14 protein-coding genes are annotated in these 9,894 nt (G+C 43.1%); 5 read left to right on the forward strand and 9 right to left on the reverse strand.

The annotated features are described in order from the left end of the window. Positions 1-254: 254 nt before the first annotated feature. Genes yidD through truB form a run of 4 tightly spaced genes read right to left on the reverse strand, consistent with a single transcriptional unit; the run spans position 255 to position 2,088 of the window. Positions 255-479: a membrane protein insertion efficiency factor YidD gene (gene yidD / locus JGK36_RS05670; protein WP_293180755.1), complete on the reverse strand. Its 225-nt coding sequence runs from the start codon at positions 477-479 to the stop codon at positions 255-257. A 10-nt stretch (positions 480-489) separates the two neighbouring features. Continuing rightward, complete coding sequence (locus tag JGK36_RS05675) at positions 490-720, reverse strand: hypothetical protein (RefSeq protein WP_293180758.1); 231 nt, start codon at positions 718-720, stop codon at positions 490-492. Then, complete coding sequence (locus JGK36_RS05680; protein WP_293180761.1) at positions 713-1,132, reverse strand: NAD(P)-binding domain-containing protein; 420 nt, start codon at positions 1,130-1,132, stop codon at positions 713-715. The genes JGK36_RS05675 and JGK36_RS05680 overlap by 8 nt, the downstream gene beginning before the upstream one ends. Positions 1,133-1,149: 17 nt before the next feature. Next, positions 1,150-2,088, reverse strand: coding sequence for a tRNA pseudouridine(55) synthase TruB (gene truB, locus JGK36_RS05685; protein WP_293196425.1), 939 nt, complete (start codon positions 2,086-2,088; stop codon positions 1,150-1,152). Positions 2,089-2,172: 84 nt separating this feature from the next. On the opposite strand from truB, the gene JGK36_RS05690 reads away from it, so the two are divergent. Then, positions 2,173-2,388 carry a hypothetical protein gene (locus tag JGK36_RS05690; protein WP_293190162.1) on the forward strand — a complete coding sequence of 72 codons (216 nt, stop codon included), beginning with the start codon at positions 2,173-2,175 and terminating at the stop codon, positions 2,386-2,388. A gap of 87 nt (positions 2,389-2,475) precedes the next feature. Here the strand turns inward: JGK36_RS05690 and JGK36_RS05695 are convergent, their stop codons facing one another. Continuing rightward, positions 2,476-3,210, reverse strand: a complete 735-nt coding sequence (locus JGK36_RS05695) for a calcium-binding protein (protein ID WP_293180770.1) — start codon at positions 3,208-3,210, stop codon at positions 2,476-2,478. A gap of 220 nt (positions 3,211-3,430) precedes the next feature. Then, positions 3,431-3,640 carry a hypothetical protein gene (locus tag JGK36_RS05700; protein ID WP_293180773.1) on the reverse strand — a complete coding sequence of 70 codons (210 nt, stop codon included), beginning with the start codon at positions 3,638-3,640 and terminating at the stop codon, positions 3,431-3,433. A 267-nt stretch (positions 3,641-3,907) separates the two neighbouring features. On the opposite strand from JGK36_RS05700, the gene JGK36_RS05705 reads away from it, so the two are divergent. From JGK36_RS05705 to JGK36_RS05715, 3 genes are all read left to right on the forward strand, one after another. Next, positions 3,908-4,495 (forward strand): hypothetical protein, encoded by a 588-nt coding sequence (locus tag JGK36_RS05705; RefSeq protein ID WP_293200840.1) that lies wholly within the window; start codon positions 3,908-3,910, stop codon positions 4,493-4,495. A 79-nt stretch (positions 4,496-4,574) separates the two neighbouring features. Continuing rightward, positions 4,575-4,820 carry a type II toxin-antitoxin system HicB family antitoxin gene (locus JGK36_RS05710; RefSeq protein ID WP_293196429.1) on the forward strand — a complete coding sequence of 82 codons (246 nt, stop codon included), beginning with the start codon at positions 4,575-4,577 and terminating at the stop codon, positions 4,818-4,820. Next, positions 4,820-5,038 (forward strand): type II toxin-antitoxin system HicA family toxin, encoded by a 219-nt coding sequence (locus tag JGK36_RS05715; protein WP_293196431.1) that lies wholly within the window; start codon positions 4,820-4,822, stop codon positions 5,036-5,038. Before JGK36_RS05710 ends, JGK36_RS05715 begins: the two co-directional genes overlap by 1 nt. Positions 5,039-5,185: 147 nt before the next feature. Here the strand turns inward: JGK36_RS05715 and JGK36_RS05720 are convergent, their stop codons facing one another. Next, complete coding sequence (locus JGK36_RS05720; RefSeq protein WP_293196433.1) at positions 5,186-7,195, reverse strand: polymorphic toxin type 44 domain-containing protein; 2,010 nt, start codon at positions 7,193-7,195, stop codon at positions 5,186-5,188. A gap of 214 nt (positions 7,196-7,409) precedes the next feature. Between JGK36_RS05720 and JGK36_RS05725 the strand changes: the two genes are divergently transcribed. Beyond that, complete coding sequence (locus JGK36_RS05725) at positions 7,410-8,786, forward strand: NB-ARC domain-containing protein (RefSeq protein WP_293196435.1); 1,377 nt, start codon at positions 7,410-7,412, stop codon at positions 8,784-8,786. A gap of 75 nt (positions 8,787-8,861) precedes the next feature. Here JGK36_RS05725 and JGK36_RS05730 read toward each other — a convergent pair whose 3' ends face one another. Both JGK36_RS05730 and JGK36_RS05735 read right to left on the reverse strand, forming a co-directional pair. Next, positions 8,862-9,443 carry a Uma2 family endonuclease gene (locus JGK36_RS05730; protein WP_293196437.1) on the reverse strand — a complete coding sequence of 194 codons (582 nt, stop codon included), beginning with the start codon at positions 9,441-9,443 and terminating at the stop codon, positions 8,862-8,864. Between the two features lie 348 nt (positions 9,444-9,791). Beyond that, positions 9,792-9,894: photosystem II protein D1 (locus JGK36_RS05735; protein ID WP_293196450.1), on the reverse strand; the 103-nt coding region annotated here is incomplete at its 5' end.

The raw sequence follows: 9,894 nt of genomic DNA on the forward strand, positions 1-9,894 counted from the left end.
TTCTCCAAAATAATGCAACTATAAGTGCGATCGAAATCCTTAATTGATCCGGTATTCCGAAATCTTAAATCTCAAATCTCAAAAAGGTATGATTCCCCTCGGGAGTTTTAGCTATAAGGATGCGTTGACAGTTGACTAATAACTAATGACGTTGGACGTTCGCTCGGGGGAGACGCTGGCAAAACATGACGTTGGACGTTGGACGTTCGCTCGGCGGGGACAGCAAAACATGACTAATGACTAATGACTAATGACTAATGACTATCTTTGGGAGGTACGGGATCGTAACCCCCTGGATGAAAAGGATGACAGCGCAAAATGCGCTTAACTGCGATCGCTCCGCCGCGGGCCGCCCCAAATCTTTCTATGGCTTCGATCGCGTATTGGGAACAAGTGGGCTGAAATCTACAGGCGTTAGGCAAATAAGGAGAAATCCCCATTTTGTAGCCTCGAATTAATCCGATTAGCAATACTTTCACAATCTTGACCTCAACGCTTGATTAAATTAATCGCAAAATCTTGTCCCATACCGCTGAAAGCTAGGTTAATCCACAGCATCCCCAAAGGTTCCAACAATCTAGCTTGTTTGAGTGTCCCTGCATCTACAACTTCAAATCCGATATCTTCCGCAAGATTGGTGACAATTTTCTTCGCATCTGCATTGTCTCCGCAAATAAAAGCAGTTGCTGTTTGCGAACCGAACTGCAAGTTTTCACGCACAGCTTGCGCCAATGTTGTTAAACGCTTTCACAACTTGCGCTCCGATCGCCCATTTGGCAATTTCTTCGCCTGCGGAGGTAGTGTATCCGATTGTCAGTCCAGCAGCAAGTCCAGCGGGTGTCATCTCGATCGGGTTAGTTGCGTCAATGATAATTTTGCCAGTCAAATCTCCGGCTTGTGCGATCGCCTCTTGCGTGCCATTCCAACGCGTAGCTAAGATCGAAACTTGACCGTGACTTGCAGCTTCCCCAACGCTAGCGGCTCGCGCATTTCCTCCTGTAGCTTCCACAGCAGACTGCACTTTTGCACTCTGCGGATCTCTGACCCCAAATACAATGGAGTGACCTTTTGCTGTTAAAATGCGTCCGAGAGTTCCGCCAACATTTCCCGCGCCAATTATACCTATTTTCATTTTTACCTCTTGGATAGCTAAAAGACAATTTGAGGAGACAATATGGTACTTGTTTCGGAGTTTGCTACTTGACCGATACCTAAAAAATTACCATCTCGATCGTAAACTTGCAAGTGATAGGGAGATTCGGAGCTTAAGTTTTCAGAGGGATGTTTGCTACTGTCCTCCGCTTCTACGGGCGTTTCGGGAATGGGGAGGCGCTGTCCTTGAAACCAGCGTTTGGTATATTCAGGAGAAAGGACGATCGCACCTAAGTGTCTCAAAACCGCCGATGGCAAAATCGGGCTGAATGTATTCTCCTGCAATTGCACTTCTAATTCTTCAAACGTGAGACTTTGGTCGATCGAGAAACCGCTGCTTTCGGTGCGAGTCAAACCAGCCAAAGTACCGCCGGCATTCAAGAGTGCGCCCAAGTCCCGGGCGATCGCCCGAATGTAAGTACCCGCCCCGCAGGCGATCGACAAATCCAATTCTGGAAAATCGCCGGGCCGCCAATCCAAGATATCCAGCCGAAACACCTCAACATTCCTAGCCGCAACTTCCACAGTTTCGCCTTTTCTAGCTAACTCATAAAGCCGTTTTCCTCCCACCTGAACCGCACTAAAACTCGGCGGAAATTGTTCTATTTTGCCGATAAAATTCGGCAGTGCAGCTTGCACTTGTTCTAAACTCAACTCCGGGACAGGTTTAGAATTCAGGATTTCTCCTTCTAAATCGTCCGTAGCGGTAGTTAAGCCAAACCGAATCGTACCTCGGTAAGCTTTGTGGTGTTGGAGGAATTGCAGCAGTCTGGTTGCTCTTCCCAGGGCGATCGGCAAAACGCCAGTCACAGCCGGATCGAGAGTTCCTCCGTGCCCCACTCGTTTGAGTGTCAATATTCGGCGCACTCGCCCCACGCAGTCGTGAGATGTCATGCCCGCAGGTTTGTTGAGATTGAGAAAACCGTCAATAGTCATTAGTAAGAAGGAAGAAGGAAGTTCGGCAAGGGATTGTATAACGGATGTAACTCACATCTTGTACCATTCTCAAGAACAGGCAAGATGCCTGTTCCACAAAAGATGATTTTTCTGGTGGAACAGGCATCTTGCCTGTTCCTCAAGGGCTTATCGACATTGGTGCAAGATCTCAGATGTAACGGATTTAATGAAAATCGATTCGAGGGAAAATGGAACAAGGAACAAGAAAGAAGGAAAAAGAAAAGTTTTGAGATTACTTTGTTGGTCGCAACGCTTCCCGGTTTTGAGTTAAAAAGTTAAATATTGAAACTTAAAACTCAAAAGAACCTGCAAGCCCAATTACCAATTACCAATTACCAATTACCAATTACCAATCCCCATTCCCAATTAAAAAATAAAGTCCGTCCGAGAGATAGTAACTCCCAATACAGTAGCCAGAGTTTCCTTGGTACTTGTAAACTGAACAATTGTACTCGGCACGGTTCCGGGCCCAGCAGAAATGGTGAGTTCGGCAAAAGTGAGGTCGGCTCTCAAGCGAATTTTATCCGTACCAACAGTAAAATCGGTAATCACATCGCCATCTGCCGATCGCCCGATCGAAAAAGTATCATTCCCTGCGCCACCAGTTAAAGTATCTCTGCCGCGATCGCCCGACAAACAATCATCGCCCAGGCCACCAAACAGCGAGTCATCGCCGGCACCGCCAAAAAACGTATCATTGCCCGCGCCGCCCAACAAAGTATCGTTGTCTTGGTTGCCAAACAGCAAATCATTGCCATCATCCCCGCTTACCGAGTCAGCACCTTTCCCCCCGTAGAAAGTATCGTCGCCCGCGCCGCCCAAAACGCTGTCGCGGGCTGCACCGCCGAACAGCAAATCATTACCAGCGTCGCCCTGTATTGAGTCGTCGCCGTCACCGCCGTAGAGGCTATCGTCTCCCCCCAAACCTAAAATGCTGTCAGCGCCTCCCAAACCGAAGATCAAGTCAGCGCCGGCAGTACCGCTGAGGGAGTCAGGGCCGCTGGTGCCATTGCGAGCGGTAGCAGAGCCTCCGGGTCTGGTACCCGGGCTGGTTGGGGTTGGGGTTGTGATTACGATCTTAACTGGTACTGCTGATGGCATGGTTTTGAAGACTGGTAGAAATTTGCCATTCTAACTTAGCCTAAAAGCGTAAGTTACAGAAAGTACCACGAACACCAGGTGTCTTCAGGCGGGGAAGTGTTCAACAGTTGACAGTTGACAGTTGACAGTTGACAGTTTGAGAGCGACTTCTACCCTTAAGTCCGAGGATTGGAGTAATGAATAGTCTGATTTTAATTTCTCCCTCACTCGTGAGAGGCTTTCAACCAATTATTTCTGGTAAAAAATCTGTTAGCAGCGTTGCTTGTTTGAGGATAAATTCAAGTAGCGTTGGCTGGCAAACAATTCTGCATTTAAATTGCATATTTGGAGCGGCGTCTGACCAACGGCTCACTCCTGGTTTGATTATTTCTTGATGTCCAATTTCAGTGCTGAGCGAGCCGATCGCCTTTGACGAAATAAATCTGCCCATCAATAGTTACGATCCTATAGTTTGGCAGTTGGTTCAATACATAAAATTTAGGTATAACCTTCATTCAGTTGACAGTTGACAGTTGACCTGGGACAGCGACCTCTACCTGGAAGTCCGAGGATTGGAGTAATGAATAGTCTGATTTTAATTTCTCCCGATCGGGGACAGGCTTTAAACCAATTCTTTCTGGTTTAATTTTTATTAAAGATTACAGTTATAGTAAAATTAAATATATGCTACAAGTAGGCTATAGCTTTTAAGAGATAAATGAGAGGCGCGAAAGAATTATTCCTCACCAGCTTGACCGCTATTACTATGAGTTGGGGATATGTCACCGTCATTCAGCGGATACCGGGGGCGATCGCCCAGACAAAGGTTCCGATGAGACTGCAACACGGGGAAGGAACCTATACCCTTACGGTGTCAGAGACGGACACCACAAAATCTGCCTGTGGGGGTCAGTTGCGCCTCTATGACGTGCATATTGCTAAGATGTTTGAGGTGACCTATGCTGATTGCCAGGAGATACCTAGGGCTGGCTTTAGAGATTGGGAGTACAGGGCCGGAAATGGCAGAATTAGCATGGGGACATTCAGAATCACCTGTCAGTTGGCTGGAGATATTGCGAATACTTACGGTTTAGGCAAACCAGAGCGTAGTGCGATCGAATATTCTCAGGAGGAGGCTGGGCGGCCAATATCAAGGACTCGTTCTATCCCTATTTTAGACATTACTGGCAATAAAGTCGATCGCTGGCTGAATTTTGTGCAGAGTTTTCGACCACCCAAAGCTGGTGAAGAATCTATTCGAGCAAAACTTCAAGCAGCCAAAACCAAACTTAAGTCTCAGCCATGAATTTTTTAGTCGATCGTAATCTCAATGGAAACGGCGTGATTTTCTTTCGTTGTATTGCTAATAAGGAAAGTGCTTTAATATGTTAACTAACTACATCCAAGCTGCCATGAAGCAAGCTAAGTATGAAATTTTCCCTAATGATGGGACTTTTTACGGAGAAATTCCCATCTGTGAGGGAGTCTATGCAAATGCTGTAAGTCTCGAAGCTTGTCGAGAAGAATTGCAAGAGGTATTAGAAGACTGGATTTTACTTAGTCTCACCCTGAATCTTCCTTTACCCGTCCTCGATAATATCGACCTTACAATTACCAAAGATGTTGCCTGATGCCCCCTTTAAAACCAATCAAACGTCGAGACTTAATTTATTACCTGAAACAACTGGGATTTGACGGCCCCTATTCGGGAAAAAGGCATCAGTTCATGTTGAAAGATAACCTTCGCATTACCATCCCCAATCCTCATCAAGGTGATATCAGTCCCAACTTTTTAGCTAAGATTTTGCGACAGGCTAAAGTTGATATTAGTGATTGGGAGCACCTCTAAAGTTGAGAGGGTTTTGTCAATTATATTAAATAAAAGGATCGCGCTTCTTCTGGGACTGGGGATGGTACGGGAAGGGCGATCGCCCTTCTTCTACTCTTGTTATTTCAAGCTAAAAATTAGCTATAAAGAGCAATTATTATCGTTTTTTTAGAGATTAATTGTGTTAAGTTCGGATGCCTTGCTAATCACTTTTTGTCGCAATTTTTCAGGTGTTAAATTATTTGGATTACCGCCTGTTTCATTCCATAACTCAATGCCTAACTTGATTGCGTTGGTATCCTTAAAGTCTACATTGCGTTTACCTAAATCATTTATACTTGAAAAAACTTGTAACTCCCAGTCAGAATAGCCGGCCGCTTTTCCAACGTAACCGTAGTGAATATTTGACCAGATATCGTAATAGAACTCTCGATCGCTATTTCCCCAGACAAGATAACCATAATTTGTACCTTTCAAATTTAAATCAGACTCTAATTTGGGCTTGTGATCCCATTCTTGACCATCAGACACTTTATCTCGCCACAGACCATAAGCTATGTTTTGAGCATAAGGATTCGACCATTGATCTTTAAAGTTTTTTATGTTCTTAACATAATCACTTGAAGCATTATTTCTCATCTCTTCGTACATATATTGAAGCGTTGTATCACCGTTTGCATAATTCAAATCGCTGCGATTATTATCCAATCCATTATCCCAAGAAAGATCAAAATACGCATCACGCTCTTGTTCATAAACATAAGCAAAAACATAATGATACCCACTGGTGGTAGGTCTAAAAGGATAGTCCTTGAAAGTCTGGTAATTGTTATTTTCTTTGTAAGCAAACTCCCATTGATTCATAAAATTCTTCCAGTTTTTACCATCCGAACTCACAAATAAAGAAAATCCATCATCTGCTTTGACACGAAAATTATAGGTTGTATTGGCATCAAAGTAAGAGTAATTCCACATTCCAGCGATAAAATAGTCCGAACGTCCCGCCACAGATCCGGTTCCCCAGTCTACATTCACACCATTTAATCCATCATTACGTTTAAACAAAGTAGTGTCGCCTAGTTTATTCCAGTTCCAGTCCCAAACAGTAGTTGTCCACGCTGAGGCTGATGTTTCAACTAAAATAGACTGTCCATTGGGACTGATAGTAACTTGGTCATTTTCAGACTTTAAAGCTACAACATCTCTCTGACTCAAAGTAGTACCTCGAACCAAAGCTGAAAAAATTTCTCCTTCATCACCTACAGCATCGATCGCATTGACACGAAAATCAATGGAATGACCAATTTCTTCAAGAAGGACACTAGCGATCGCGTCTGGATTATTGGCATTTTGCAGCAGGAAATCTTCAGAAATGTAAATTGTATTTGTTAGAACATCAAAAGCGCCATTATTGCCATTGATATCTTTAAGTGAAAGAATCTCAATTTGAGGTGAAAATTGACCATTAGATAAGTTTTGAATTAAAGATGTCGCCGACTCTAAATCAATTCTTTCTCCAAAAGCGATAGTCATCTTTTCAGAAAAAGCAGGCTCATTAACAAACTTTTTTAGTTGAGCGATCGCACTTTGTAAGCCTGTGCTTAATATTCCATTAATATCATATTCTAAAGAACTGCTAGATAGTTTGCTTGAAAGACTACTGCTAGCAACAAAATCCGCAAATATGAAAGAAGGAACAGGTGGAACAGGTATTTGAGGAACGTTGGGTGACGGAGATAATCCCGTGTTAGTTGGAATACCTTGAGATGGTGAAGAACCAGAGGTAATAAGTTGTCTTCCTTCTTTTGCGCCATAATTAATTAAGTGATCGAACAACTGTTCCCCTGTAGTCAGTCCGACTGTCTTTAAGTCTGGATTAGCAGCACCATAAAAGTTTAAATCAACCTTGGGAGAGAAGCGACGTTTTTCATTAATGCCATAAGTAATTAAATGGTCAAGTAACTCTTTGGGATTTTTCAAACCGATAGCCGCTAAGTCTGGATTCACTGCGGCATAAAAATCCAAGTCAACATAAGGCGAAAAGCTCCGCCCTTCATTGACACCAAACTGACGGAACTGGTTCAATAATTGTTCTGGATTTACTAACCCTGCCGCTTGTAAATCAGGATTCATTTTGGAATAGTAGCCAGTATCAAAAACTTTAGATAGTTCAAACATGATATGACAAGTAATACTTTTATTAAGGATGGTAAGTCTTGCTTCATTCAGCTTAGTTTATTACGCAAAAAAAAATATTACAACTCTAAAAAGTACGATAAAGTCAGGAGTTTTTTGATTTTCTAGGTGATCAGGTATGATTACGTTGTCAAGGTACGGAAAAGTATGATAAATTAAGATAATCTTAAGCCAGACTTCAACCCTAACTCAATCTATGACTACTGAGGAACTCTTACATTGGACGGATGACGTTGTATTTACCAAAACTGGAAAACGCCTCGACTCTGTGCAAACGGCTATCTTAGAAGGCGCTTGGCAAAGATTAAAATATGAAGAAATTGCGAGAACCTGCCATCGCAGTAAGTCCCATGTTAAAAATATAGCTTCGGAATTATGGCAGACTATATCGGATGTGTTAGGAGAAGATATCAATAAGATGAATGTTCGCTCTATTTTAGAAAGAAAAGCATTATCTAATATTTACAACAATAATGGTTCACAGATTGTTGGTTACATTAATAGTCATATCAATATTTGTAGTGAAAAAAGGCAAGATGCAGAAGATACTAAAGAGCGATCGCCCATTCCCCCTAACTCTCCCCAAAACAACAGTCAACCCCCAATCATCGATTTAACAGACGCACCCGAATTAACTTACTTTTACGATCGCACCTCAGAACTCTCCACCCTCAAACAATGGATATTACAAGCCCACACCCGCCTGATTACCGTCTACGGCTTAAGTGGAATTGGCAAAAGCGCGATCGCCCTCAAACTCATCGAACAAATTCAAACCGAATTTGATTATATTATTTGGTTAAGTCTCACCAACACACCCACACTTTTAAGCCTCCAAACCGAACTCAAGCAATTTTTTGGGCGATCGCCACAACCCCCATTACCCACAATCATCGATTATTTCCGATCCTCTCGCTGTTTAGTAATCCTTGATGACGTACAAAATATTTTTAGTAGCAGTCAATTAGCAGGTCAATATTTAACAGGCTATGAAGATTACGGCAAATTTTTCAAACAAATTGCCACATCCTCTCATCAGAGTTGTTTAATCCTCCTCAGTTGGGAAAAACCCAGAGAAATTACTGCTTTAGAAGCACTAAACCGACCCGCACGAACATTACACCTCAAAGGCTTAGGAGAACAAGCCGCAGAAATTATCAGAGAAAAAGGATTAGCTGATGAGGAAAAATGGTCAGACTTGATCGCCTTTTATCAAGGACATCCTTCCTGGCTAAATATCATCGCTGCAACAATTTGGGAATTATTTGATGGTAGCGTTTCCCTGTTTTTAGCGGATGGAACAGATTTATTTTTAGGTGACTTAGAACCCCTTTTAGAATCTCACCTAGAGCGTTTATCAGACTCGGAAAAAAAGGCGTTCTACTGGTTAGCAAGTCAAGATGATGCGGTAGATATTTCCCACGCACCAGCAGATAGTGAATTATCCCGATCGCAATTGTGGCAAGCCATACAATCTTTAGCGCGGCGTGGCTTAGTGCAAAAAATGTTAGTAGGAGGGCGATCGCAATTTCAGATTAATCCTGTATTTAAAGAATATATTCAATCCAAGTAACATTCCACCCATTTATTTCTTAGTCTGCGGAGGCAGACTTTGTTTTTGTAGACGCGGTTTCAACCGCCGGGTTTGTTAAATCATCGATCGCACAAAAGCATTCACCGCATCATATTGATCCGCCATCCGCGAATAAAACTCGATCGATCGCAAATCCAACTCCGGCAAAAGTTCACTCTTACTAACCAACTCATACCCCGTAGAGCGCAAACAATAAACCGAAATTACCCCATCCTCCCAGAACCAAACCTCCTGCACACCCACCCGACGATAGATTTCCAGCGTATCAATTCCACCACTTGTCACTGTCACCTCGATCGCCAAATCTGGAACCGACTTGCGCGTACCCAAACAATAAGACTCATCTGGTTCTTTCCGTGCACCCAACTCCTTCATCCCGATAGTTGTACTACCGCGCCCATAGAAACGAATGTCTTTCGTCCGCATATACATTTCTAAAACCTGACCTAAAGTATTTTTAGGTTCTTCATGAGCATCAGATAAAGGAGCCATAATTTCTAAACACCCATCCAAATAAGTTAAACGCGCCCCTGTTTCCGCCAAATCTGCATCCAACTTTTCCAGAGTCTCCCATGTCACGTTTGACAGGAAAGCCGCACCTGTACCCAATCCTGCTTTAGAAATTGCGACAACCATTTGACTTACCTTTTACGATCGCTCTTCCATAATATACGACTTCCAAAACTTGGAGTCTATCTTAATATTCTATTCTTTAGTCTGCGGAGGCAGACTTTGTTTGTGTAGACGCGGTTTCAACCGCCGAGTCTAATATTCTATTCTTTAGTCTGCGGAGGCAGACTTTGTTTATGCAGACGCGGTTTCAACCGCCGAGTCTAATATTCTATTCTTTAGTCTGCGGAGGCAGACTTTGTTTGTGTAGACGCGGTTTCAACCGCCGAGTCTGATCGTTCCCAAAATTATTTTTCCCCAAACAAAAAGCGCCCCTATTTCTAGGAGCGCTTTTTGTCAATCTAAGGTTAAAAATTAACCGTTGATGGAAGGAGCAACCAAAGCAACTGGAGTTGTTTCGCCAGCAGCCAAGTCGAGTGGGAAGTTGTGAGCATTGCGCTCGTGCATTACTTCCATA

The organism is Microcoleus sp. PH2017_35_SFW_U_B (assembly GCF_020737865.1).
Classification (GTDB): Bacteria; Cyanobacteriota; Cyanobacteriia; order Cyanobacteriales; family Microcoleaceae; genus Microcoleus.

Coding starts and splice junctions, on each gene's coding strand:
- JGK36_RS05680 (WP_293180761.1), bottom strand. CDS start 1,132: ATGAAAATAGGTATAATTGGCGCGGGAAATGTTGGCGGAACTCTCGGA.
- truB (WP_293196425.1), bottom strand. CDS start 2,088: ATGACTATTGACGGTTTTCTCAATCTCAACAAACCTGCGGGCATGACA.
- JGK36_RS05690 (WP_293190162.1), top strand. CDS start 2,173: ATGCCTGTTCCACAAAAGATGATTTTTCTGGTGGAACAGGCATCTTGC.
- JGK36_RS05695 (WP_293180770.1), bottom strand. CDS start 3,210: ATGCCATCAGCAGTACCAGTTAAGATCGTAATCACAACCCCAACCCCA.
- JGK36_RS05700 (WP_293180773.1), bottom strand. CDS start 3,640: ATGGGCAGATTTATTTCGTCAAAGGCGATCGGCTCGCTCAGCACTGAA.
- JGK36_RS05705 (WP_293200840.1), top strand. CDS start 3,908: ATGAGAGGCGCGAAAGAATTATTCCTCACCAGCTTGACCGCTATTACT.
- JGK36_RS05710 (WP_293196429.1), top strand. CDS start 4,575: ATGTTAACTAACTACATCCAAGCTGCCATGAAGCAAGCTAAGTATGAA.
- JGK36_RS05715 (WP_293196431.1), top strand. CDS start 4,820: ATGCCCCCTTTAAAACCAATCAAACGTCGAGACTTAATTTATTACCTG.
- JGK36_RS05720 (WP_293196433.1), bottom strand. CDS start 7,195: ATGTTTGAACTATCTAAAGTTTTTGATACTGGCTACTATTCCAAAATG.
- JGK36_RS05725 (WP_293196435.1), top strand. CDS start 7,410: ATGACTACTGAGGAACTCTTACATTGGACGGATGACGTTGTATTTACC.
- JGK36_RS05730 (WP_293196437.1), bottom strand. CDS start 9,443: ATGGTTGTCGCAATTTCTAAAGCAGGATTGGGTACAGGTGCGGCTTTC.